This window comes from Bradyrhizobium sp. CCGUVB4N, from assembly GCF_024199945.1.
Classification (GTDB): domain Bacteria; phylum Pseudomonadota; class Alphaproteobacteria; order Rhizobiales; family Xanthobacteraceae; genus Bradyrhizobium.
This window is the reverse complement of sequence record NZ_JANADP010000001.1, coordinates 7993060-8017905: the sequence shown is the minus strand read 5'-3', so window position 1 is coordinate 8017905 and position 24846 is coordinate 7993060. Positions and strand designations below refer to the sequence as shown.

Sequence of the window (24846 nt, the reverse complement as noted above, 5' to 3'; positions counted from 1 at the left end):
AAACATCGCCAGCCCCCTATGCTCATTTGCTATAGCGTATGGAGTAGCCTTCCAGGATTGGCAAGCATGGATTTCCGGCAGCTCAGGACCTTCAGTTGCGTGGCGGAGCTCGGTAGCCTGAGCAAGGCGTCCGACACGTTGCGCGTGGCGCAGCCGGCGCTCTCGCGGCAAATCAAGTTGCTCGAGCACGAGCTGCGCACGGAACTGTTCACCCGCAACGGCCGCGGCATGGTGCTGACGGAGGCCGGACGGCTGCTGCTGGCGCGCACCTCCGGCATCGTGCGGCAGATCGACCAGATCCGCGACGACATCCAGTCGGCCAAGGGGCCGCCATCCGGGCAGGTCGTGCTCGGCCTGGTTCCGACCGTGAGCTGCGTGCTGTCGGCGCGGTTTGCGCGGCGCTGCGTCGAAAAATATCCGGGCATCTCGCTGCGCATCGTCGAAAGCTACAGCGGCCATATCGTCGAATGGCTGCATCGCGGCGAGATGGATCTCGCCATCCTGTACGGCCGCTCGGCCGATCTGCATCTCAATGTGCAGAGCCTGGGGCGTGACAACATCGTCGCGGTCGGTCCGCGCGGCTGCGGTCTCGCGCGCAAGAAGACCATCGACATCGGCTGGCTGCTGCGGCAGCGGCTGGTGCTGCCCAGTCATTCGCACGGCCTCCGTGCGCTGATCGAGCACGCGGCCGCCCAGCGCAAGATCAAGCTCAACGTCCAGCTGGAAGCGGATTCGTTCCGCGTGCTGACCAGCCTGGTCGAGGAGGGCCTCGGGTTTGCGCTGCTGCCGCCATCGTCGGTCCACGCCGAGGTCGCGGACGGCCGGCTGGAAATCGCAGCCGTCTCCAAGCCGATGTCACGCGAGCTCATTTTCGCCTCTCCGATCGACCGCCCGGCCTCGACGGCCTCGCTGGCCGTCACCGCGCTGTTGCGCGACGAGGTTGCCGCCTGCCGCAAGGACGGCGTGTGGGACATCAAGCTGAGTTAGATGTGCCGGTGTCGTAGACCAGTCGGGCGCCATCTTGCCTTCGCATCTGGCGCGAGCTGTCATGCCGAGATTTTATAGCTGGGGTGATTGCTCCTCATCCTGAGGAGCGCGCTTTTGCGCGCGTCTCGAAGGATGAAGGCCCGGCCGATGGCCTCGCCCTTCGAGACGCCTGCTGCGCAGGCTCCTCAGGGTGAGGGGAGGGAGTTGAGCGCGCCGCCCGAACGCTGTCTCAGCCCGGAATCCGCACCGGCAGCGATTCATATCCCTTGATGAAGCTCGAATAGATCCGCTTCGGTTCGCCGACCACCTCGATGCGGTCGAACCGCTTCAGCATCTCCTCCCAGACGATCCGCAGTTGCAGTTCGGCGAGCCGCATGCCGACGCAGCGGTGGATGCCGAAGCCGAACGAGAGGTGGGTGCGCGGCCGGGCGCGATCGATGATGAACTCCTCGGGACGCTCGATCATCTCCTCGTCGCGGTTGCCGGAGACGTACCACATCACGACGCGGTCGCCCTTCTTGATGTGCTTGCCGTTGATCTCGGTGTCGGCAAGCGCGGTGCGGCGCATATGCGCCAGCGGCGTCTGCCAGCGGATCACCTCGGGCACCATGGTGTCGATCAGATCAGGGTTGGCGCGCAGCTTGTCGTACTGCTCGGGATTTTCGTTCAGGGCCAGCACCGAACCGGTCATGGTGTTGCGCGTGGTGTCGTTGCCCCCGACGATGAGCAGGATGATGTTGCCCATCAGATTGTCGGGATCCATGAAGCGCGTGGCGTCGCTATGGGCCATCAGCGACAGGAGATCGTTGCGCGGCGCCGAGTTGACGCGCTCGTTCCACAGCTTCGACATGTAGGCGTAGCACTCGTCCATCTCGCGGCGGCGCTCTTCGGCGGACTCGACGATGCCGCTCTTGGGCAGCGCGGTCGCGACGTCCGACCAGCGCGTCAGCTTGCGCCGCTCCTCCCAGGGGAAGTCGAACAGGGTCGCCAGCATCTGGGTGGTCAGCTCGATCGAGACGCGCTCGACGAAATTGAAGGTCTCGTTGCGCGGCAGATTGTCGAGCACGGTCTGCGAGCGCTGGCGGATCAGCTTTGCCAGTTCGTCCAGATGCGTCGGCGTGAACATCGGCGACACCGTCTTGCGCTGCGACGAGTGCTTGGGCTGGTCCATTGCGATGAAGCTCGGCCAGTCATAGCCGGGCGGCACGTCGCGGATCCCGATGCCGCCGAGCGTCGAGTCCGAGGAGAACAGGCCGTGATTGGTGTCGACATGCATGATGTCGTTGTATTTCACCACCGACCAGTACGGCTCGATCGGCGCGTTGGTGCAGTAATGCACCGGCTCTTCCTTGCGCAACCGCTCGAACCACGGCCACAGGGTGTCGTCCTGGAACAGCCGCGGCGCGCCCGGATGAAAATTCTTCAGGGGCGTCGCATAGGCTTCCTCGCGCGCACGCCGCATGCGTTCGGCCTTGTCGGCCTTGACCGGGGTCTGAATGTTCATGGGCAGTCGCTCCCTGTGTTCGTTCACCCCGCGGCGCAGCGCAGAGGGGCGAGGGCATCGTCGCAAGTGCCAATGTTATACACTATAATTCAGAGGTCACGCCGCAATCTTGACCGGCAGCGTTTCCAAACCCTTCACAAAGCTCGAATACACCCGCTTCGGCTCGCCCATCACGTCGATATGGTCGAATCGCTTCAGGATCTCCTCCCAGATAATCTTGAGCTGGAGTTCGGCAAGTCGCAAACCGACGCAACGGTGGATGCCGAAGCCGAACGAGAGATGCGTGCGCGGGCGGGCGCGGTCGATGATGAAGTCGTAGGGCTTCTCGATCGCCTCTTCGTCGCGGTTGCCCGAGACGTACCACATCACGACCTTGTCACCTTTCCTGATCTGCTTGCCGCGGAACTCGAAATCGACGAGCGCGGTGCGGCGCATATGCGCGAGCGGCGTCTGCCAGCGGATCACCTCCGGCACGAAGCTGTCGAGCAGCGCGGGGTTTTCGCGCAGCTTGCGGTATTGCTCGGGGTGCTGGCTCAGCGCGAGAAGCGAGCCCGACATGGTGTTGCGGGTGGTGTCGTTGCCGCCGACGATCAAAAGGATGAGATTGCCGAGGAAGTTCCGCGCATCCATGTCGCGCGTCGCGGCGCCATGCGCCATCATCGAGAGAAGGTCGCTCTTCGGCGGCTGCTCGATGCGCTCCTTCCACAGCCGCGCGAAATACTGCGCGCATTCCGTCAGCTCGACCTGCCGCTGGTCCTCGGTCGCGACCAGGCCGTCGGGGCCGGGGATGGTGGTGGCGATATCGGACCAGCGCGTCAGCTTGCGGCGGTCCTCCCAGGGGAAGTCGAACAGCACCGCGAGCATCTGCGTGGTGAGCTCGATCGAGACCTGGTCGACCCAGTCGAACACCTCGCCGCGCGGCAGGTTGTCCAGGCACTCGGCCGAGCGCTTGCGGATGTTGAGCGCGAGATTGTCCAGATGCGTCGGCGTGAACATCGGCGCCACGGTCTTGCGCTGCGCGGCATGCCGCGGCGGGTCCATCGAGATGAAACTCTCGCGGCGCAGGTCGGGATCGATGTCGCGGATGGTGATGCCGCCGAGCGCGGACGCGGAGGAGAACACCGAATGGTTGGTCTCGATCTCCATGATGTCGTTGTAGCGCGTCACCGACCAGTACGGGCCGAACATCGAATCCTTGCAATAGTGCACGGGATCTTCACGGCGCAGCCGGTCGAAATAGGGCCAGAACGTATCGGTCCTGAACAATTCGGGATCGCCGGGATCGTATTGCTCCAGCGGAAGTGACGACGCGCGCTCGCGCAATGCGTCGAGATTCGCCGCGCTCTCCATGGTCCCGTGCATGACCGCTCTCCCTGGCATGAACCGCGCGATTTTCTTGAATTCTGCGCTGCGGTATTTGGATAGCAATTACAGCCCGTTGTCTGCGCCGGAGCAAGGGAGAGTTTTGCCACATCCAACCTTCGCGAGAGCGTCGGGCGGCCGTCATGGTCTTGCTTGAACGTGACCTCCCGCACGTCTCCGCCCGCGCAATCGTGCAAGAAAACGCTCGAAACCGAGGTAAATCGAACCCGCCCATCTTGGGGATCGACCAATCTCTGATCTATAGTTTGAGCGGATCAGATCCGCATCCCGAGGTTGATGCCTGTGAATGACATGCAATGGGCCCCGATCGGCCGCCCCGAACCGGTCCCGCCGCCGCTGCCGCCCTCCCGGGTCGACTTCACCGGCAATCGCACCGAGTTCCGCAAGATGGTCACCAAGGGTGCCATGCTGGAGCTCGTCACCTTCGGCTTCTACCGATTCTGGCTCGTCACCGACATCCGCCGCCATTTGTGGTCGAACACCGCGATCGACGGCGACGCCGCCGAATATACCGGCCGCGGCAAGGAGCTCTTGATCGGCTTCCTGTTCGCGCTCGCGATCCTGGTGCCGATCTATCTCGCCTATTTTCTCATCGGTATCGAGTTCGAGCGCTGGCAGGGCTTTGCCTCGACCCCGCTGTTCATCTCGTTCTACGCCTTCGGCCAGTTCGCGATCTTTCGCGCACGACGTTATCGTTTGACCCGCACGGTCTGGCGTGGCGTGCGCTTCTGGATGGACGGCTCCGGCTGGGCGTATTCGTTTCGCGCGATGCTGTGGGGCCTGCTGGTGTTCCTGACGCTCGGCCTGGCGCTGCCGTGGCGCGAGGCGTCGCTGGAGCGCTACAAGATGCGGCACACGCATTTCGGCGATCTGCAGGGCGACTTCGAAGGAAACGGCTGGGAGTTCTTCAAGCGCGGCTGGTGGCTGTGGCTGCTCACGCCGATCGCGGTCATCATCTTCCCGCTCGCGCCGTTCCTTTATGCCGAGTTCAAGGCGCGCGAATGGCGCTGGTGGCTCAACGGCATCCGCATCGGCGGCGTCAGCCTGTCATCGGATCTGCCGCACAATGCGTTCTACGGCCTTTACTGGAAGATGGTCGGCTGGTGGATGCTGCTCTCGACCCTGTTCGGCCTCTACATCGGCGGTGCCACCTTGCTCGTCGTCAAGGTGAGCGGCCTGCCGGCCGAGCAGGTGTTCGGGCCCGACCACGCTGCCAAGAGCATCCCGATGATGGTGATGATGGTGATCGGCTATTTCGCGCTTGCGCTGGCCATCAACATCGTCATGCGCGTCTATCTCCAGCGCGATCTCTGGGCCAAGGTGCTGGAGACCGTCACCGTGCACGATATTGGAGCCGCAGCCGATGTCCGCGCCAGCGGCGAGCTGGCCAGCGCGCTCGGTGAAGGCTTTGCCGATGGTCTCGATGTCGCGGGATTCTAGATCGTGAGTGATGTGACCGCCGAGCCCGGCGCCGAGACCCAGCCCGGACAACAAGCGATCTTCTTCGACGGACGTTCGAGCCGCCGGCGTCAGGTCATGCTGACACTGGCTGACGCGCTCGAGATCGTCGAGCCCAGCGACGGAGAGACGGGTCGGACCGCCACGCGCTGGGCTTTTGACGAAATCCGCCGCGCGGACAGTCCGGCCGGCATCCTGCGCCTGACTGCGACGTCCGCGCCGTCGCTGGCACGGCTCGAGATCCGCGATGCCGCTTTTGGCGCCGATCTCGTCGCACGATGTCCGCGGCTTGACGAGCACCGGACCACCGGCCGCGGTGTTGCCCGAATCGTCGGCTGGTCGCTTGCAGCCACCATCTCCATCGTCTGCGTCGTGCTGTTCGGCGTGCCGCTCGCCGCGGATCGCCTGGCGCCGCTGGTGCCGAAGCCGATCGAGCGGCGGATCGGCGATGCGTCCGAGGTCCAGGTGAAGACCATCTTCGGGCGCGAGTCCTGCAGCGATCCGGCTGGCCAGGCGGCCTTCGCCAAGCTCGTCAACCGACTGCGCGATGCGGCCGGGCTTGACGACGACACCATGACGGCGGGCGTGCTGCCGAGCTCGGTGCCGAATGCGTTCGCGCTGCCGGGCGGCAAGGTCTTCGTGCTCAACGCCCTGCTCGACAAGGCCGAAAGTCCCGACGAGATCGCCGGCATCCTTGCCCACGAGCTCGGCCATCTCAAGCATCACGACAACATGCGCGGCCTGATCTACAACGGCGGCACCTCGTTCCTGATCGGCCTGCTGTTCGGCGACGTCACCGGCTCGTCCGCGGTGATCTTCGCCTCGCGCAGCCTGGTCGAAGCCTCCTATTCGCGCGAGGCCGAGACCAATGCCGACACCTTCGCGATCGACATCATGCACAAGCTCGGCCGCTCGCCGAAGCCCGCGGCCGAGTTGATGTTCCGCATCACCGGCAAGGAAGGCGGATCAGGCTTCACGATCCTGGCAAGCCATCCGCTGACCGAAGACCGCCTCGCGCGCATGACGAAGGAAGACCGCCCCGCCAGCGGCCCACCGCTGCTGACCGACAAGGAATGGCAGGCGCTGAAAGGCATCTGCGGCAGCGGGAAGATCTGAAGCGGGCTGCGACGAGAGGCGCGCACGCGGCCATCCTTCGAGACGCCCGCTTTGCGGGCTCCTCAGCGACTGTGTTCTTCGTCAAGCGGGTTGCCATGGTTTTCGATCCCTGAGCATGGCGTTGAGGATGGTGAGGAGCTTGCGGGCGACCGCGATGAGGGCGACCATTTTCGGCTTACCGGCGCTCACGAGGTGACGGTAGAAAAGCTTGAGCTGCGGGTGGCATCGGATCGCCGAGAGGGCAGCCATGTAGAGGGCCGCCCGCAAGGCAGTTCGTCCACCGCCGATCTTGCTCCTGCCTTTCCATCGGCCGGACTGGCGAACGAAGGGAGCAAGGCCGGCAAGGCTTGCGATCTGACGCCGGTTGAGGGTGCCGAGTTCGGGCACCTCGGCAAGGAAGGTGCGTGCGAGTGTATTGCCGACCCCCGGGAAGGTGATCAGCAAATCTTCTTGGTCCCGCCAGGCCGGCGAGCCCCGTACCAGCGTGTCGATGTCGTTGTCGATGTCCGGCAGCTCCTTCTCGAGGACCTTGATGTGGCGGGCAAGGCTCTTGCGGACGCGAACATTCTCCACCCGCTTCTCGCGCTGGCGTTCGGCGACGATCATCTCGATGATCTGCCGGCGTCGGGCAACCAGTTCGGCCAGCAAGCGAGCTTGCTCGTCCGGGACGGGACGCAGGGCGGGCTTCACCGCCTCAACGAACCGTGCGATCACCGCGGCATCGATCGGATCGGACTTGGCGCGCTGGCCAATCGCCTGCGCGAAGTGCCGGATCTGGGCCGGATTGATGACCGCCAGCGGCAACTGGGCGCCGGCCAGTGCTGCCGCGACCACCGTCTCGAAGCCGCCAGTCGCCTCCAGCCCAATCAGGCTCGGCGAACAGGCCGCAAGCCGCGCAACAAGATCTTCCAAGCCCTTGCCGTCGCGCGCCACGGCAAACACTTCTCCGCTCGGACGCATATGAACATCCAACCGGTCCTTAGATACATCTATGCCAACATAGATCGCGTCCATCTGCACCCATCCTTGCGCAACCGGGCTCGCCAGGCGGCCCTCGCGACTGTTCGGGTTCGATGGAACAACGGACGGGGCGCCGCGCTGAGGCACGGGCTTCATAGCCCTTGGATGAAGCGGTCTCCCGTCCGTTACCGCACCGGCTATCTTAGCCGATCTGGCGCGATCTGACTTACAAGGATGAGGACTGAGTTCGTGGCATCATTTTCACAAGCAAGGCTGCCGCCCGGCCTCATCCTGAGGAGACCGCGGAGCGGTCGTCTCGAAGGACGAGGCGCTCGCTCAGGACCCAGCTCGGATCATCTCGTCCCGTAGGCGCGGTCGCCGGCGTCGCCGAGGCCCGGCAGGATGAAGCCGTTCTCGTCGAGGCCTTCATCCACCGCAGCGGTCCAGATATGCACGTCCGGATGCAAGCCGCGCAGGCGCTCGAGTCCTTCCGGCGCTGCGATCAGGCAGGCGAGGCGAATGTCCTTGGCGCCGCGCTCTTTCAGCCGGTCGACCGCGGCGACCGCCGTGTTGGCGGTCGCGACGACAGGCGTCACCACGATCGCCAGGCGCTCGCTGAGATCCGACGGCGATTTGAAGAAGTACTCGACCGCGGCAAAGCTCTCGGGCTCGCGGTAGAGCCCGATATGGGCGACGCGCGCGGTCGGCACCAGGTCCATCATGCCGTCGACGAAGGTCGTGCCGGCGCGCAGCATCGGCACGAACACCAGCTTCTTGCCGGCGATCTTGGCCGAGTGCATGGTCGCTAGCGGCGTCTCGATCATGGTATCGGTGAGCGGCAGGTCGCGCGTCACCTCGTAGCAGAGCAGCATGCCGATCTCCTTGATCAGCTCGCGGAACGACTTTGTCGAGATCGATTTGTCGCGAACCAGCGTCAGCTTGTGCTGCACCAGCGGATGATCGACGATCGTGACGCCTTCCATGATTGGATGCTCTTGCTGTTTCCCTTCTCCCCTTGTGGGAGAAGGTGGCGCGAAGCGCCGGATGAGGGGTATCTTTCCGCGAATTCCAGTGAGAGTTGCTCCTACGGAGAGAACCCCTCACCCGGCTTCGCTGTCGCGAAGCCACCCTCTCCCGCAGGGGGCGAGGGTTTAGAAAACAGTGCCGTCGCTGATCACCTTGAGCGGCGGTGAACCGTCGGGACGGCGCGCAAAGGCGATGGCCCGGCCGGCGGCCCAGGTGCCGCCTTCCAGGATGCTGGCGAGCGGCAGCGACTGCGGCGTGCGGCCGAGCTTGGCGCGAACCAGTTCGGCAACGCGATCGAGCAGCGCAACGGTGAGCGCGCGCCACTCGACGACGAGCAGCGAGTCCACCGCATGCGCACGATCGGCATCCGCGGCATCGCGCAGGCGCAGCACCCCGTGATCGACGAACAGGCCGCCATTGCGGTATTCGGCAAGCCCGGTCAGGCCGTCGATGTCGGTGACGTCGAACCCGGCGCGCTGAAGCGGCTCGATCAGCGAGTAGCTCAGCCATTGCGACAGCTTGTGCAGCGGCACGAGGCCGGCAGTCGCATCGTCGGCCTTGATCGCCGGATGGCGCCAGCAATCGCCGAGCGGGACACCGGCGAGCTCGAGCCGCGACGGCCAGATCGGCCCGAGCTGGTTCAGCACCGCGGACAGGATCGCAGGCGCGGGGATGGCGCCGTTCGTGGCCTGCGCGGCGATATGATCGAACAGCCCGCCCGGCCGTGGCGCGTCGTGCATGCCGAAGACATCGGGGCGCGCCGCGACCTGCTTGCCGAGGCGCCGCAGCAGATCGGTGCGGCCTTCAAGACCGAGCAACGGATTGGCGTCGCTCGCCTGGAAGGCCGAGTTGAGCGCCGCGAGCGGCAGCTTTGCGAGCACGTCCGCATCGGCCCTGAAGGGAGCGTGCGCGTCACGGGAAAACAGGCCGCCGGCAAACATGTCGAGGCTCGCAATCGCAAGTCCCTCGGATCGGCCGATCCCTTGCCCCGTCGATGCGTCGCGATATCGCCACGCAGCACCCGCGCCGGCATCGAGCAGCACACTGACAATGGCGAGGTCGAACTCCGCGCGCGCCCGCGCCGCGCGATCGGGCCACGATGCCGCGTCGGCCAGCTGCGCCCAGCGGTCGACGCCAGCGAACACAAAGTGCCGCCACCGCGCATGGAAGGGAATGTCGAGGGTCGGATAGGCCTTGCGCGTGACAGCCAGCACGGCCTCCGCAACGCCGTCCATCCGATCGAGATCGACCGTGAAATGCGTGAGCCCGCCGCTCAGTCCGATTGCGAGCATCTCGCCGGCCCGCGCGCGAACCGCCTTTGCGGTGAGGAGCGCACGTGCCTGCAGTTCTGAAACGTCCGCCATCGCCTGATCAGTATTTTTCCAGCGAACGTCCGACCACGCCGTTGACGTCCTTCTCGGGCGCAATGTCGGTCGTGTAATAGCCGGCGGCCTTCTTTGCGGCGATCTCGACATGCGCGTCGGCCGGAATCAGCTCCAGCGGGATCGGCACACGCTCGACGATGTCGATGCCTTGCGAGGTCAGCGCGTCGTACTTCATGTCGCTCATCGACAGGAAGCGGTCGATGCGCTTCAGGCCGAGCCAGTGGATCGTATCCGGCATCAATTGCTGGAAGCGCGCGTCCTGAACGCCGGCGACGCACTCGGTGCGCTCGAAATAGGCGGCGGCCGCGTCGCCGTCCTCCTGCCGCTTGCGCGCGTTGTAAACCAGGAACTTGGTGACCTCGCCGAGCGCGCGGCCTTCCTTGCGGTTGTAGACGACGAGCCCGAGCCCGCCCTCTTGCGCTCCGCGCGCGGATTCCTCGATGCCGTGGATGAGATAGGGCCGGCAGGTGCAGATATCGGAGCCGAACACATCGGAGCCGTTGCACTCGTCATGGACGCGGCAGGTGATCTTGGTGCGGTGGTCCGGCAGCTTCGTCACATCGCCGAACATGTAGACCGTGGTGCCGCCGATCGGCGGCAGGAACACCTTCAGGTCAGGCCGGGTCACGAGTTCGGGGAACATGCCGGCGGTCTGCTCGAACAGCGTGCGGCGCAGCTCGGTCTCGTTGGTCTGGAAGCGCTCGGCAAGGCCGGGCAGGTACCAGACCGGATCGATTGCGATCTTCACCACCGAGACGCTGCCATTGGCATGCACGACCTCGCCGTCGGCACGCAATCGCTTGGCCGCGAGCGCCTCGCGGATTTCGGGCAGGTCGAGCCGCGCCCGCGTCACCGCGATGCTCGGGCGGATGTCGACGCCCTCGGCGATGTCCTTGCCGAAATTCTCGGCGACCAGATGACCCCAGGGGTCGAGCGCGACGATCTTGGCGGGATCGCACCATTGCTCGAACGGTCCGATGGTCGCCGCCGGGAACGTGTTGGTGAGATCGGGACGGCGGATCGGATCGAGCGCGCCGGCGGAGACGGCGAGCGCGCGGTACATCGCGTAGGAGCCGCCATGGCTGCCGATCACGTTGCGATCCCCGGCGCGTGACACCGTGCCGATGATCGGCCCGCGGGCACGTGCATCGGCGGCACCCCAGTGAATCGGGTAAGCGGCCTTCTTGCCCGGCTCCGGATGAGAAGTCAGGCGGATATGCTCAGTACGGTTCGCGCGGCTCATGGCCAAACTCCCAAAAAGCCAACGGCCCGCCGCTCGGACGGGCCTGGCTCTGCGGCGTTGCCGGCAGAGGCCGGCGACGCAATCCAACATATTGTAGCGGCCGGCCACGACAGACAAGTTAATCGTGCGGGGCGGGCAGGGCGGTTTATCCGTCCTTTATATGGGGACTGTCTGGCCTGATCGGAATGGTGGGGCGCACCGGCTGGGCTACTCGCCTCCGGCTGCCATCCATTTAAGATATTGATATAATTATATTTTTCGAATTAATGACCCGCGAATCCCGCAAGCCTGCGTCGCGCGCAGGCCAGTCGCGACATCACCTCGCCTGTCGGCAGCGACGTCACCTCTGAGATTTCCCGGTAGGACAACAAATCGATCTCGCGCAGTACCAGGATTTCGCGCAGGCGCCGCGGCAGGGTCTCGATGGCGCAGCGAATTGTCGCCGCATCGAACTTGGCGGCGGCCGAAATTTTGTCGGCACGGTCGTCCGTTCGGAGGACGGAAGCGGCGACCGCATCAGGTAACCGCTTGTGTGCGAATACATCACTTTGCCGATCGCGTCGCCGCCGGGTGGTCAGCCATGTCCGATAGCAATTCCGCACGCCCCTCAACAACCGGGTCCGGCCTCTCCCGCCCGCGTCGACATCGGTCCGGAGAAACGCCGCCTGCACGATGTGCTCGGCCGCTTCCGCGTCGCCGCTCAGGAAGCGCGCAAAATTATAAGCCGAGTCGAGCATAGGCATGCCGTCCCGTCCCGGATTGACACCGTTCTGCATCGATAGCCCCGCGCGATCCCGTGTTGTTGTGCGCGGCTCTCTTCGCCGGCCCGGCAACCGGTCTCAATGGACGGCGCGTGGTCTTTCGCTGGAATCGCAATCCCCCGGGAAGCCCTGTGAAATCATCGGCTTCCGATGACACCTCCCCAACGCCTCGATGAGATGTCCATGCTGCTCGAACCGGAATTGATCGAGAGACCCGCGGCAGCCTCCGCACAGCCCGGCAGGCGCACGAAGTTCGGCGCGTTCGAGGCGGATCCGCGCAGCGGCGAGCTGGTCAAGAACGGCAGGCGGGTGCGCTTGCAGGAGCAGCCGTTTCAATTGCTCTCGGCGCTCTTGGAGCGGCCGGGCGAGGTGGTGACGCGCGAGGAGCTGCGCACGCTGCTCTGGCCGCAGACGGTGGTCGACTACGATCACGGGCTCAACAAGGCCGTCAGCAAGATCAGGGAGGCGCTCGGCGATTCCGCGGAGAGCCCGCGCTTCGTCGAGACCGTGGCGCGCCGCGGCTATCGCTTTCTCGCCGACGTCACCGTCGTCGTCGATGGCAGTGCGCCGCGTGAACCCGATCCGCCGGCGGCAGTCCTCGCGCCGGAGACGGCGCCTCCGGTACGGCCCGTCATGGGTCGCCGTCACGGCGTGTTCGCCTCGATCGGCCTGGTCTTGTTGCTGGCCGCGGCGCTTTTGGCGTGGCTCTCGCCCAGGCATCAGGGAACGCAAGCCATCCATTCGCTCGCGGTGCTGCCGCTCGTCGATACCTCGGAAGATCCGTCGCAGGATTTTTTCGCGGACGGCATGACCGGCGAGCTGATCACGGAGCTCGGCAAGGTCGATGCGCTCAGGGTGATCTCGCGCACCTCGGCGATGACCTACAAGGGCGCGCACAAATCGCTCGCGACCATCGCGCGCGAGCTCCACGTCGACGCCGTGATCGAAGGCAGCGTGATGCGCGCGAACGGGCGCGTGCGGATCACGGCCCAGCTGATTCAGGCCGCCGACGACAGCCGCGTCTGGGCCGACAGTTACGAGGGCGATGTGCGCGACGCGCTGACGCTTCAGGTTCGCGTCGCCCGCGCCGTGGCCGGGCAGGTGCGCGCCACGCTGAACCACGGCGAGCGCGCCGCTTTCGACAAGCCGCGCAGCATCGATCCGCTGGCTTACGAAAATTACCTGAAGGGCCGCTACTTCCTGAACAAGCGCACCGGCGACGGCCTCCGCGCCGCCATCAGATATTTCCGCCAGGCCATCGAGGTCGACCGCAACTACGCCGAGGCGCATTCCGGCCTTGCGGACGCCTATGCGCTCGCCGGCGATTGGGAGTACGGCGTGCTGTCGACCACGGAGGCGTTCTCCAAGGCGACGGCGGCGGCCAGCAAAGCGCTCGAGCTCGACGGCACACTCGGCGAAGCCCACACCTCGCTCGCCTTTGCGCTCGATCTCTACGGCTGGGACTGGGATGTCGCTGCTTCCGAATACGAGGCCGCCATCCGTCTCAACCCCAGCTACGCCACGGCGCATCATTGGTACGCATGGCATCTGCTGTTGACGGGCAAGACGAGCGAGGCGCTGCGAGAGTTCAAGGAGGCGCAAAGCTTCGATCCGCTCTCCCTCATCATCGGCGCCGACATCGCCGATGCGCTCTGCATCAACCATGATTTCGACGCCGCGGTCGCACAGAGCCGCAAGACGCTGGAGCTCGATCCCGGCTTTGCCGTCGGCCATTACGAGCTCGGCCAGGCCCTGGTGCTGACAGGCAGTTTCGACGAGGCCATCGCGGAGTTCCGCAAGGCGATCGAGATTTCGGGCCACAGCAGCGTGTTCGATTCTAATCTCGCCTACGCCTATGCCGTTTCCGGCCGCAAGGACGACGCCGCCAGGATCGCCGCGGATATGGCCTCGCACGGCGAGACCTATCCGTCGGCGCAGGCCAACATCGCGCTCATCTACCTAGGCCTCGGCGATCGCGACGCCGCGCTCGGCTGGCTGGAGAAGGCCTATGAGGCCCGCTTCAATCCCTCGATCCTGCTGCGGCCCGCCTTCGATCCGCTCCGCAGCGATGCGCGGTTCACGGAGCTCATGCGCCGCATCGGACTAGGCAAAACCTAGACAATCGGACATACCCTGCAGCTCCGGCCTCGTTTTCGGAGTGCGTCATGTCTGCCGCCAGTTACATCGATCCCCGCAATGGAAAGCTTTATCCGTTTCACGAGCCGCGCTGGTGCTCGGACGAGCGCACGCCGCTGCTGGTGACGCAGGGCGCGGGGATCTCGCGCGACGACATCGACGGCCGCACGCGGTCGCTGTGGCGCTACCGCGCGGCGCTGCCGGTGGAGATCAAGGATCCGATTTCGCTCGGCGTCGGCTGCACGCCGCTGGTGCAGCAGGTCTGGGGCGATTTGCGGCCGTTCTTCAAGCTCGAATGGTTCAACCCGACCGGCAGCTTCAAGGACCGGGGGTCGGCGGTGATGCTGTCGTTCCTTCGGCAGATCGGCGTCAACGCCATTCTGGAGGATTCTTCGGGCAATGGCGGCTCGTCCATGGCGGGGCTTGGCGCCGCCGGCGGCATGCGTGTGAAGATTTTGGCGCCGGCCTCGACCTCGTCGGCCAAGATCGCGCAGGTGCGCGCCTATGGCGCCGAGGTGCAGCTCGTCGAGGGCCCGCGCGAGGAGTCGGAGGCCGAAGCCATCCGGCAGTCGAGCCAGACCTTCTATGCCAGCCACAATTGGCAGCCGTTCTTTCTCGAAGGCACGAAATCGTTCGCCTATGAGATCTGGGAAGATCTCGGCTTTCGCGCGCCCGACAACGTCATCGTTCCCGTCGGTGCCGGCAGCAGCCTGCTCGGTTGCGCCTTCGGCTTCCGCGAGCTGTTGAAGGCGGGGCAGATTGCAAAACTGCCGCGCCTGTTCGCCGCGCAACCGCTCAACTGCTCGCCGATCGATGCGAGCTTCAAGGCCGGCGTGGATACGCCCGTGGCGCGCGAGGTCAACAAGACCATCGCCGAAGGCACCGCGATCAAGTCTCCGCTGCGGCTGCGCGAGATCATCGCTGCTCTGCGCGAGAGCGGCGGCGGCACGGTCGCGCTCACCGAGGACGAGATCGTCACCGCGCTGCGCCGTCTGGCGCGGCAGGGCCTGTTCGCCGAGCCCACCAGCGCCAGCGCCGCCGCGGCGCTGGAGAAACTCTCCGCCGCCGGGACCATCAAGGCGAACGAGACCACGGTCGCAGTCCTCACCGGCACCGGGCTGAAGGCCGCGACCACGGTTGCGGATCTCGTGGGGTAAGGGGCAGCCGCGCTTACCCTCCCCCTCCAGGGGAGGGTAAGACCTCACTCCTTCAACTCATTCACCCGCTTCACCCACGCGCGCACGTCGGCGAGCACCTCGGGCAGCACCGCTCTCACCTCCAGCACGGTCATGCCGGGCTTGATGCGGGGATCGTAGAGCAGGTTGAGGATGTACTGGTCGTAGATGTCGAAATACCCCATCGACACATTGTCGTTGAACATCGTCCACGGCACGCTCGCGGTGTCGTTGATGGGACCCAGCGACTGCAGCAGCTCCTCATAGGCGCAGTCGAGGAAGGTGAAGTCGCCATTGTCGACGGTGAGGATGACGTCGGAATGCTCGATCTCGAAATTGTCGTTCTTGCGGAACCCCGACAGGCATTGCGGATCGAGCGAAGTGCGGATCTCGCGCGCCTTCTCCGCGCCGTAGAAGCTCGCGATGGTGCGATAGAGGTCGCGGTCGCGTACCAGCTTCACCCGGACATTCGCCGCTTCGGCGGTCGCGGTCATGGCGATGTCGAGATGCTGCACGCGCGTGCCGATGTCGGCCACGACCTTTGCGAGCTGCGCCTTGCGGTCGGCGCGGTCGGTCTCGGCGAACACGCGCACCGGGGCGTCGAACTTGCGGATGCGGTCGACGCGGCCGGCGAGATGGTATTCGGCGCCGAAGGCGGTCTTCAGAAAGCCGTCGACGATCTCGGCGTCGGTGAAGCTCTTCTTCTCGGCGCGCTGGCGCGAGGCGATCGCGGGCAATTCGCCGGCGATCGCCATGGTAGCGGTGTCAGGTGCACAGATCAGCGTTGCGAGCGCCACCAGGGCGATGCGGAGGCAAGGCGAGGCCGAGTTCATTGCGCTCATCGTCGCGCAACGCTGCCGTATTCGCGGGGCGCACACAAGTCCGCAAATTCACGCGCCCCGCCGGTTCCGGCCGATCAGTTGTTGAGCACCACCACGGTGGTGCCGACCCCGACGCGGCCGTAGAGGTCGGTGACGTCGTCATTGGTCATGCGGAAGCAACCGGAGGACACCGCCTGGCCGATCGTCTCCGGCTCGTTGGAGCCGTGGATGCGGTAGAGCGTCGATCCCAGATACATCGCGCGCGCGCCGAGCGGATTCTCGATGCCGCCCTTCATGTGGCGCGGCAGGTCCGGCCGGCGGGCGATCATCTGCGACGGCGGCGTCCACTCCGGCCATTCCTTCTTGGCGGTGATCTTGTGCACCCCGCCCCAGCGGAAGCCGTCACGGCCGACACCGATGCCGTAGCGCAGCGCCTGGCCGTTCTGGAGCACCAGATACAGCCGGCGCTCGGCCGTGTTCACCACGATCGTGCCGGGGGCATAATTGCCGTTGTACATGACGGTGGTGCGGGGGATCGGGCTCGCGCCGCCGCCGCCGAGAAAGCCGGTGGAGCTGGTGCCCGTGAAGTCTATCATTCCGGCCGCGGACGCGTCGGCAGCGCCAGCGAGCAAGAGCGCCATTGCGGTAACCTGCGCGGCAAAAAAACGGGTCATTGTTTCCCCCAGCAAAAAAATCGATTCAACGGAAGCCAGAGGCCATATTTGCGCGCATTTCGCAAGCCACGGCCCCGTGAGAGGGCCATGCCCGGCGATCGGCGTTAGCAAATCGGCAACCACGCCCATTCGCCGGACAGCGTCAGAACGTTATCAAGCGACGTGGATGCCGGTTCGCATCAAGAAAACCCGCCAAAACAAGAATCTAGTGCCCCGTTGCGATTCGATCGGAACGGGGCATTAGCCAAACCGGCAGGTCGCCCTGCGGGGCAGGGCCGCGATGCCGGCTATTGCTTTGACGAGGCTCGCGAACAATGATTGACCGGACGGATTACTGAAAAATAGCCGGTTGCGGGAGCAGACAGAATGAACGGTGCGGAAAGCCTGGTGCGGACGATGGTCAAGGGCGGGGTGGACGTCTGCTTCACCAACCCGGGCACCTCCGAGATGCATTTTGTCGCGGCGCTCGACCGCGTCCCGGGCATGCGCTGCGTGCTCGGCCTGTTCGAGGGCGTGGTGACCGGCGCGGCCGACGGCTATTACCGCATGAAGGGCCTGCCGGCCTCGACCCTGCTGCATCTCGGCCCCGGCCTCGCCAACGGCCTTGCCAATCTGCACAACGCCAAGAAGGCCAATTCCGGCATCGTCAACATCGTCGGCCAGCATGCCGTCTATCACATCGACTACAACGCGCCGCTGACCTCCGACATCGAGGGTCTGGCCCGGCCGATGTCGTCCTGGGTCCGGACCTCGCCCAACTCCAAATCGGTTGCCGCCGACGGCGCCGCCGCGATCGCCGCCGCCAAGAGCGCGCCGGGGCAGATCGCGACGCTGATCCTGCCCGCCGACACCGCCTGGAACGAGGCCGACGGCATCGCCGAGGTGCCGGCCGAGCAGCAGCGCGCCAGCTACTCGCCGCAGGCGGTCGAGCAGGCCGCCAGGATTTTGCACGGCGACGGCGAGGGCACGTTGCTGCTGATGACGGGAAGCGCGCTGAGCGAGCAGGGCCTGGCACTGGCCGAGCGCATTGCCGCCAAGACCGGCTGCACCGTGATGGGCCCGACCTTCCGCCCGAAAATGGCGCGCGGCCGCGGCCGCTATTCGATCGACCGCATTCATTACGTCATCGAGAACGCGCTGCCGATGCTGGCGAAATTCCGTCACATCGTGCTGGTCGAGTCCGATGATCCCGTGGCGTTCTTCGCCTATCCGAACAAGCCGAGCATGCTCAAGCCGGAGGGCTGCGACGTCCATCGCATGACCTCCTGGGGCGAGAATTCGGTCGCGGCGCTCGAAGCGCTGGCCGGCGCCGTGAAGGCGAGCGCGAAGGACGTCAAGCCGCACGCCCCGGCTGAGCTGGTCAAGCCGACCGGCGCGCTCACCTTCGCCACGATCGCGCAGGCGATCGCGTGCGCGATCCCCGAGAACGCGATCATGGTCGACGAATCCCTCACCACCGGCCGCGGCTTCTTCCCGCCGACCGCGGCGGCCGCGCCGCACGACTGGCTCCAGAACATGGGCGGCTCAATCGGCTTCTCCACGCCGCTGTCGATCGGCGCCGCGATCGCCTGTCCGGACCGCAAGGTCATCACCATGGTCGGCGACGGCAGCGCCATGTACACGATCCAGTCGCTGTGGACGCAGGCCCGCGAGAACCTCAACATCGTCACCATCGTCTTCGCCAACCGCATCTACCAGATCCTGCGCGGCGAGTTCGACAATGTCGGCGCCGGCGAACCCGGCCAGCGCGCCAACGACATGCTCAGGCTCGACCGCCCGACGCTCGATTTCGTCGCGCTGGCGAAGGGCATGGGCGTGCCCGGCCGCGCCGTCGCCAATGCCGAGGAGTTCAACAAGGCGCTGGCCGAAGCCGTCGCCGAGCCGGGGCCGCGGCTGATCGAAGTGCTGATGTAGGCTCTCTCCTCACGTCGTCCCGGCGAAAGCCGGGACCCATAACCCCAGGGAGACGTTTGGCGAAGATTAGGGGTCCGGTACGCACAACCGTGTGCACTCGTTTGACCTCGCGGTATGGGTCCCGGCCTTCGCCGGGACGACACTGATGGTGTGGCGCGTTCCGCGCTCCTCACCATGAGGGTTTGATAGCGGCGCAACGGAGTGCGCGTGGTAGGTCGCGAGGCACGATGCAGACCGAGCTGAACAAGGTGATCGCGGCGCTCCGCGACTTCTATGCCCAGGAAGGATTTTTGTTCGAGAAGGATCTCGGCGAGCGTGCGATCACGCATCGCTTCGCCGTCTATCTCGAGCGCCAGTTCTCGGGCTGGGCGGTCGACTGCAATTACGATCGGCTCGGCGAGCGCACGCTGCGTCTGCCGCACGGCACCATCATCTCGACCGACGATCATCTCGGCAAGTCGATCTACCCCGACGTTGTCGTGCACCAGCGCGAGATCCCGAACAATCTGCTCACCGTCGAGATCCGCAAGGCGAGCAATCACACCTCGCTCGAGCACGACCAGCACAAGCTGATGGCGATGACCGACGCGCATGTCTGGTTCGCCTATTGGATCGGCGTGCTGCTGGTGCTGGACAAGCACAACGTGACGATGTCCGAGGTCTATGTCGGCGGCCTCCTCGATCAGCCTCAGTCGCTCTGGTTCGCGGAGCGGCTGAGGGAGAGCGGCCTCGGGTCAGCGCATTAGGGCGTGGACTTGGGAGCGTCAGCGCCGGTCCTGGAGCCGGGCGGCGACCTCGGCCCCGTTATGGGTTCCCATTGATTCATATCAACGGAGCGACGCAAGGCGTCGTGTCACGTCATGTTCGACCATCGCCTAACAGGGAGAGCAACATGACACGAAATGCCAGACTTCTTGGATTGATGGCGGCGGCCGCGCTTTTTGCGGTCGTTCCGTTGTCGCCCGGTTACTCGCCGGCGACGGTGCTATCCGTATCCCTCGACAGTGCGCAAGCGAGAGTTGGGCGGCCGCTCACACCGATGAGCGTCGCTGGCGTCAATCGCCGGGTGCATCGGCGAGCCTACTATGGCGCGGCGGCGGCCGGAGCCGCGGCCTATGGAGCCTACGGAGCCTATGGCTACCGCAGGACCTGTGGATACGCCCCCTATCCGCCCTGCTATTGAGGCGTCTTCCCGCCGGGATAGGGACCGCCTGCGAACCTGGTTTTCATCGCGCTTTGAGCGGAAAGGCCGCTCGCGTGATGCGAGCGGCCTTGTCCGTCAATCGTCAGCGGATCAGTGCAGCGGAGCGCCACCACCCAGCGCGTAGGTCACGATATCCTTCAGCCGGAAATCGGGACCCGTCACCGGCGCCCAGTTCGGGTCCAGTGACAGCACGGAGGAGGCGTCGCCGAACATCATGCCGAGGAAGACTTCGGCGACGATCCGACCGCCGACCGGCCCGAGCTGCGGCGTGTTGATGCCGCCCGCCGGCGCGCCGGTGGCCGGGATCGTGACGGCGGTCTGGAACTGCCGCGCTTCCGCGAGGATGTAGGTCCAGAGCGGGCAATTGCCCTTGAACACGCCGTTCGCGATCGAGGCGATCGGAACTTGCGGATCGCCCGCCGGGTCGGGGTTGTCGACGGCGCGGCCGATGATGATCTGCTCGTCGGTTAGCGGCGTCAGGTGCATCGCCTTGGCAACCGCCTGGCCCGAAGGCAGCCCGAGCCGCCAGCCGCGCTCGAGATTGCGAAGCGCCAGCGATGACGGATTGGAGGCGACCTCCGGCGGCAGCTTGCGCAGCGGATCGACCAGCGAGGTGTCGATGCGATAGGCGAACTGGAGGCGCCGCTTGTTGTCCGCGTTGGTGCTGTCGTCCTCGACGCCATAGGCGCGCGTGTCGATGTCGATGAACCGTCCCCAGTCGATGGCGCGTCCCGGACCCATCGCGCGGAAGCCGGTCAGCGCGTTGGTGTCGGGATTGTTGGGATCGGGGAAGATCTGCAGCAGCATGTTGTCGGCGTCGTTCAGCCGATAGCCGGGCCGGATCATCGAGTGCCCGAGCCGGTAGGCCGCCACCGAAAACTCGACCGGCATGTATGGGAACGTCTTCCAGTGATAGAAGGCGAGCCGGCTGCGATCGTATTGGCCGCCGGTCCTGAGATCGTTCAGCACGCCGGCATTGACGATGCGCGGCAGGAAGTCGTTCAGCACGACGTATTGATAGTGGAAGCGCACGCGCTGCTGGATCGTTTCGAAGGGGATGCCGTCATTGTCGTCGACCATGCGGTTGTGGAAGCGCAGCATCAGCCCCTGAAACTGCGAGACGATGCTGTTCTCGTCGTTGCGGGGATCGCCGATCAAGGCGCGGCCCTTGAAGCGCGGCAGGTCGCTGGCGTTGGATACGCCGGTGCCGGTCAGGGTTTCACCGAGCAGGAACTTGCCGCTGCTGTCGTACATGTAGGGCTGGTCGTTCGGCCCGCGTCCGTAGACATTGTCCATGTCGAACGAGGGGGTGCGGAAGTCGATGAGCCCGTCCGGATCCTGCTGCTTGGTCAGCGAACTCACGGGATCGAAGGTGATGTCGTGATCGATGAACTGGCCGAAATAAGTGTAGAGCGAGGGAATTCCGCTCTCCTCGGCATCGGGGCCGTCTTTGGGCGGGTCGAAATCGCCGACCATGTTGTCGGCGAGCGCCGAGAGATTTGCGACATTGTCGGCCTCGGTCGGGCCAAATTTCGCCGGTGTCAGATTGCGGAACATGCGGCCGAAGCGGCCTTGTGACAGCGGCGAACGGGTGACGTTCAGGCCGCGCGGCGTAATGGCGTGACGACTGCTCATAAAGTACCTCCATGAAAAGTTACGACGACAAGCAACTAAAGCTAAAGTTGTCTGTATTATAATTTGCATGTGAGGCTAGATCGCGGAATCTGGCGTCGCAATGCGCTGCTTCACACATTGCGTGATGTCGATGCGGTTCCGTGCGCGATCGTTGCGATCAAGCTGCGGATGCACTTTGCAAATTTTTCCCGCATCGACGCCGGATAACATTCTCGTCATCGAAAATCGCGACGCGAAGCAACGTCAGCTTCGCCGACCCAATCTGCAACGCGATTCGTCGTAGCGAACATCGTGCTCGCGTAAAAATTGTAGCGGCGTGCGCACGCCGCCTCCTCAATCATCGCGGGTTTGCGCGATCGAGTTGTGCAGGCTGATGGCACAACCTCGCATGCGCCGACGCGCGCCGGGACTCACCCGACACATTGTCGTACGCGTCCTGACATCGGCGCGTGCGCGGCGTTCGGCATGGGCCTAAGATGCGCCAAGCCGTCGTGGGCCAAAGCCTGGTGAGACAACGCCTGGCGAGACATGTGATCTCGGCCACAGTTTGCAGCTGGGGTCCCGCCTATCTTCGGTTCACTTGCACGCGTCGATCCCACGGGACTACGCTTCCGTTATTGGGGATCAGGTATTTTGGAGGTTCTGATGCAAAAATCATATTTGCTGGCTGCGACTGCGGCACTGGCGCTCATCATGCAGACACCGCTCGCGCTGGCGCAGAGCGCGCCCGCCTCAGGCGGCACGCCGCCGGCCGCCGCGGCCACAACGACGGCGCCTGCCGCGACCACTGCGCCGGCCGCAACCTCCACGCCGGCTGCGACCACCGACAATGCGACGGCCCCGGCCGGCGCGAAGAAGAGTGCCGAGAAGAAGCCTGCGAAGAAGAAGATGACGCGGCAGCAGGAGATCGACCATTCGGTCGACACCGGCACCGTCCCGGCGCGCTATCGCAGCTCCGTGCCGAAGCAGTACCAGCAATATATTCCGTTCGAGAAGCAGTGACCGATCGCCCCGCGGCGCGACGGGCTCCCCGTCTTGCGCCGCGGCGGAACCGGGCGGGAGCCATGCAGGAGCATGGCATGATCTGATCGGCTGACCCCGTGGCGGTCTGCGGTTCCGGTGTTAGACTGGGCCAAGCCGGGGGGAGCCGTGATGAGTGACGACGCGAAGGATGCTGGCCTTGTGGCCATGATCAGCAGCATCCTGGGAGGCAACAAGCGCGCAGAGGCCGCGAGCCCGCCGCCACTTGCCGACTTCATGCCGGTCGCGCCGGCGAACGCACCGACAGCGGAACTGGCGCAGATTCCGGAAGCGGAATCTCCGAAGCTCCAGGATGCGTCCGATCAGGCTGTGGCGGCTCCGAAGCCGGTTGCGCCCAGCCCGCCCCTGACGCCGGACGGCAAGCGGCTTCTGCCGGCGGAGGCGATTGCCGATCTCGTGCTCGGCGAGTTGCGCAAGATCGAGGATTTTCCGGCGACCGGCGTCTCGGTGACGGTCTACGGCTATCGGCACTGGAACGCGATGATCACCTTCGCGCCGTTCTCGACCACGTTCCAGAACGCGACCCGGTTCCGCCAGGCCCTGCCCGACCTCGTCTTCAAGCTGCGCCGTTTCGTCGAACTTCAGATATAAGGATCGACGGAATTTGGTTTGATCGATGCGAGCCGAGAACTCGTACACCTCTCCCGTAGGGAGAGGTCGGATCGCATCGAAGATGCGGTCCGGATGAGGGGTTCCGGCCTCGTTGTGTGCCGCGGCCCCACTTACCTTGGCAGCCGATCGAACCTAATTCCATGCTCCGAAACTGTTCGACAGGATATTCGAATTGAGCGTCGCCTTTACCAAAGAAGAAAGCGCCGAGACCGCCGCCGAGACGATGTTGCCGGATCGCCCGATCTCGCCACATCCCAACCTCGTGACGGCGACCGGCTTGCAGGCGCTGCAGACGCAGCTCCAGCAGGCGCGCGAGGCCTATGAAGCCGCGCAAGCCGTCGATGATGTCAACGAGAAGCGCCGGCAGTCGGCGGTGCCCTTGCGCGATGCACGCTACCTAACCGAACGGCTGCGCACGGCGCAGCTGGTTCCCGATCCGGCGTCGAACGATGTCGTCGCCTTCGGCAGCACGGTGACGTTCAGCCGCGCCGACGGCCGCGTGCAGACCTATCGCATCGTCGGCGAGGACGAAGCCGATCCAAAGGCGGGGTCGATCTCGTTCGTATCTCCGGTCGCGAAGTCGCTGATGGGCAAGGCGGTCGGCGACGTCGTGGGGGCGGGCGCGCAGGAAGTCGAGCTCGTCGAGATCGCGTAAGGATGCGGTCAGAAGCTTGAAGTCTCCGGCCGCGCGCGCGGTTCAAGGAGGCGACGCCAACGGGTGGGAGCAACACCGCTCCAGCGCTCGAAGGCCCGGCTGAAATGAGAGGGGTCGTCATAGCCGAGCATGGCCGCAATGTCGCCGATCGACCGGTCGGTCTGGCATAGCAGTCTCACGGCCCGCCGCTGCAGCGCGTTTCGCAGCAGGTCGCCATAGCTCAGTCCGGCGGCGCTGAGCCTGCGCTGCAGCGTTCGTCTCGCGAGGCCGGATCGAGCCCCGATGCGTGCGAGGGTCGGACGACGATCGAGCAGCTCCAGCTCGATCAGCACGGAGAGACGGCCCGGCAGGTCTTCCGGATCCGGCAGATCAAAAATGCGTCCAAGCTCACTCGCGGCCAGCCCATCGCCTTGTCCGAGATCCGGATTGACGGAAGTCAGCAGCCGCCGATCGAACACGATCGCGCTGGCGGCGTTGCCGATCGCCGTGTCGGTACCCATCAAGGCGCTGGTCGGACATCGCAGTCGGCTTGGGAGGCCGCTCAGGATGATTCTGTCGGGCCGCCACCGGGCGCCGGCAAAATGCCGGACGACCGCGATCATGTACCAGATCGCGAGCATCTCGTTCTGCAGGCGCCCGTCGCGCGCCGGGTCGTATACTTCATAGGACCAGTGAATCTCGTCGCCGTGTCGGCGGACCACCAGCTGCGTGGCATTCTGCAGCATGTGCGGCAGGCTGGTTCCGGCGCGCTGGATCGCCTCGAGCAAGGTCGGTGCCTGCGCCACCCATCTGCCGAAAACGCCGAGGCCTGCCATCGACGTCTGGCGACCGAGCCGCGCCGCGAAGACCTCGTCGTGCAATTCCCGCGAGGTCACCATCAACAGGCGGAAATGATCGCGCAGCGGCAACAGCGTGTCCGGCGAGTCCAGCAAGGCGAGCGGAAGATCAGCGCGCCGAAACACCCGCTCGATCGATCCCCCGGCCGCCGTCACGACCTCGGCGATCGGACCAAGCGTGCTCGCGCGCGTGTAACCGGTCTGCTGCATCTGCCCTCTCGCGCCAAATCGGCGGCCGGGCCGGCGCGTCATGGCAGGCTGAATTCGGCGCGAAAGCATAGCATCCGAATTCCGATGGACTACGGCCAAACGCCCGCGTC

22 protein-coding genes are annotated in these 24846 nt (G+C 65.2%); 10 read left to right on the top strand and 12 right to left on the bottom strand.

Going from position 1 to position 24846, the window contains the following annotated elements:
- Positions 1 to 66 precede the first annotated feature (66 nt).
- Positions 67 to 987, top strand: coding sequence for a LysR substrate-binding domain-containing protein (locus NLM31_RS37275; protein WP_254134140.1), 921 nt, complete (start codon positions 67 to 69; stop codon positions 985 to 987).
- Positions 988 to 1216: 229 nt separating this feature from the next.
- Here NLM31_RS37275 and NLM31_RS37270 read toward each other — a convergent pair whose 3' ends face one another.
- Entirely contained in the window at positions 1217 to 2491 is a 1275-nt protein-coding gene (locus NLM31_RS37270; RefSeq protein ID WP_254195472.1) for a cytochrome P450, read from the bottom strand.
- Positions 2492 to 2587: 96 nt separating this feature from the next.
- Entirely contained in the window at positions 2588 to 3853 is a 1266-nt protein-coding gene (locus NLM31_RS37265; protein ID WP_254134138.1) for a cytochrome P450, read from the bottom strand.
- 297 nt (positions 3854 to 4150) lie between these two features.
- On the opposite strand from NLM31_RS37265, the gene NLM31_RS37260 reads away from it, so the two are divergent.
- Positions 4151 to 5314: a YjgN family protein gene (locus tag NLM31_RS37260; RefSeq protein ID WP_254134137.1), complete on the top strand. Its 1164-nt coding sequence runs from the start codon at positions 4151 to 4153 to the stop codon at positions 5312 to 5314.
- A 3-nt stretch (positions 5315 to 5317) separates the two neighbouring features.
- The gene (locus tag NLM31_RS37255) at positions 5318 to 6448 is read left to right on the top strand and encodes a M48 family metallopeptidase (protein WP_254195471.1); all 1131 of its coding nucleotides are present in this window, start codon (positions 5318 to 5320) and stop codon (positions 6446 to 6448) included.
- An 81-nt stretch (positions 6449 to 6529) separates the two neighbouring features.
- Here the strand turns inward: NLM31_RS37255 and NLM31_RS37250 are convergent, their stop codons facing one another.
- The 5 genes from NLM31_RS37250 to NLM31_RS37230 form a co-directional block, all read right to left on the bottom strand.
- Positions 6530 to 7462 (bottom strand): IS110 family transposase, encoded by a 933-nt coding sequence (locus NLM31_RS37250; protein ID WP_254130737.1) that lies wholly within the window; start codon positions 7460 to 7462, stop codon positions 6530 to 6532.
- 299 nt (positions 7463 to 7761) lie between these two features.
- Positions 7762 to 8391, bottom strand: coding sequence for a uracil phosphoribosyltransferase (gene upp, locus NLM31_RS37245; protein ID WP_237866030.1), 630 nt, complete (start codon positions 8389 to 8391; stop codon positions 7762 to 7764).
- Positions 8392 to 8559: 168 nt separating this feature from the next.
- Complete coding sequence (locus tag NLM31_RS37240) at positions 8560 to 9798, bottom strand: URC4/urg3 family protein (protein ID WP_254195470.1); 1239 nt, start codon at positions 9796 to 9798, stop codon at positions 8560 to 8562.
- Positions 9799 to 9805: 7 nt separating this feature from the next.
- A complete protein-coding gene (locus NLM31_RS37235) occupies positions 9806 to 11062 on the bottom strand; it encodes a GTP cyclohydrolase II (RefSeq protein ID WP_254134135.1) in 1257 nt (418 codons plus the stop codon).
- Between the two features lie 263 nt (positions 11063 to 11325).
- A complete protein-coding gene (locus tag NLM31_RS37230; RefSeq protein ID WP_254195469.1) occupies positions 11326 to 11838 on the bottom strand; it encodes a sigma factor-like helix-turn-helix DNA-binding protein in 513 nt (170 codons plus the stop codon).
- Between the two features lie 168 nt (positions 11839 to 12006).
- Here NLM31_RS37230 and NLM31_RS37225 point away from each other — a divergent pair, with 168 nt between their 5' ends.
- Complete coding sequence (locus tag NLM31_RS37225; RefSeq protein ID WP_254195468.1) at positions 12007 to 13941, top strand: tetratricopeptide repeat protein; 1935 nt, start codon at positions 12007 to 12009, stop codon at positions 13939 to 13941.
- Positions 13942 to 13988: 47 nt separating this feature from the next.
- Positions 13989 to 15116 (top strand): threonine synthase, encoded by a 1128-nt coding sequence (locus tag NLM31_RS37220; RefSeq protein WP_254195467.1) that lies wholly within the window; start codon positions 13989 to 13991, stop codon positions 15114 to 15116.
- Positions 15117 to 15160: 44 nt separating this feature from the next.
- Here NLM31_RS37220 and NLM31_RS37215 read toward each other — a convergent pair whose 3' ends face one another.
- Positions 15161 to 15967 (bottom strand): DUF2927 domain-containing protein, encoded by an 807-nt coding sequence (locus tag NLM31_RS37215; protein ID WP_375167522.1) that lies wholly within the window; start codon positions 15965 to 15967, stop codon positions 15161 to 15163.
- 83 nt (positions 15968 to 16050) lie between these two features.
- Entirely contained in the window at positions 16051 to 16629 is a 579-nt protein-coding gene (locus tag NLM31_RS37210) for a L,D-transpeptidase (RefSeq protein WP_254195465.1), read from the bottom strand.
- A gap of 366 nt (positions 16630 to 16995) precedes the next feature.
- Here NLM31_RS37210 and NLM31_RS37205 point away from each other — a divergent pair, with 366 nt between their 5' ends.
- Both NLM31_RS37205 and NLM31_RS37200 read left to right on the top strand, forming a co-directional pair.
- Positions 16996 to 18543, top strand: coding sequence for an acetolactate synthase large subunit (locus tag NLM31_RS37205; RefSeq protein ID WP_254195464.1), 1548 nt, complete (start codon positions 16996 to 16998; stop codon positions 18541 to 18543).
- Positions 18544 to 18770: 227 nt separating this feature from the next.
- Complete coding sequence (locus NLM31_RS37200) at positions 18771 to 19289, top strand: hypothetical protein (protein WP_254195463.1); 519 nt, start codon at positions 18771 to 18773, stop codon at positions 19287 to 19289.
- A gap of 548 nt (positions 19290 to 19837) precedes the next feature.
- On the opposite strand, the gene NLM31_RS37190 is transcribed toward NLM31_RS37200, so the two are convergent.
- Both NLM31_RS37190 and NLM31_RS43130 read right to left on the bottom strand, forming a co-directional pair.
- The gene (locus NLM31_RS37190) at positions 19838 to 21382 is read right to left on the bottom strand and encodes a heme peroxidase family protein (RefSeq protein WP_254134126.1); all 1545 of its coding nucleotides are present in this window, start codon (positions 21380 to 21382) and stop codon (positions 19838 to 19840) included.
- A gap of 75 nt (positions 21383 to 21457) precedes the next feature.
- On the bottom strand, positions 21458 to 21592 hold the full coding sequence (locus tag NLM31_RS43130; protein WP_256561963.1) for a hypothetical protein: 135 nt from the start codon (positions 21590 to 21592) through the stop codon (positions 21458 to 21460).
- 435 nt (positions 21593 to 22027) lie between these two features.
- Here NLM31_RS43130 and NLM31_RS37185 point away from each other — a divergent pair, with 435 nt between their 5' ends.
- The 3 genes from NLM31_RS37185 (at position 22028) to greA (ending at position 23690) form a co-directional block, all read left to right on the top strand.
- Positions 22028 to 22384: a hypothetical protein gene (locus tag NLM31_RS37185; RefSeq protein ID WP_254195462.1), complete on the top strand. Its 357-nt coding sequence runs from the start codon at positions 22028 to 22030 to the stop codon at positions 22382 to 22384.
- Positions 22385 to 22534: 150 nt separating this feature from the next.
- Positions 22535 to 23014, top strand: a complete 480-nt coding sequence (locus NLM31_RS37180) for a hypothetical protein (RefSeq protein WP_254195461.1) — start codon at positions 22535 to 22537, stop codon at positions 23012 to 23014.
- A gap of 193 nt (positions 23015 to 23207) precedes the next feature.
- Entirely contained in the window at positions 23208 to 23690 is a 483-nt protein-coding gene (greA, locus tag NLM31_RS37175) for a transcription elongation factor GreA (protein ID WP_254195460.1), read from the top strand.
- An 8-nt stretch (positions 23691 to 23698) separates the two neighbouring features.
- Here the strand turns inward: greA and NLM31_RS37170 are convergent, their stop codons facing one another.
- Positions 23699 to 24736 (bottom strand): AraC family transcriptional regulator, encoded by a 1038-nt coding sequence (locus NLM31_RS37170; RefSeq protein ID WP_254195459.1) that lies wholly within the window; start codon positions 24734 to 24736, stop codon positions 23699 to 23701.
- Positions 24737 to 24846: the final 110 nt, after the last annotated feature.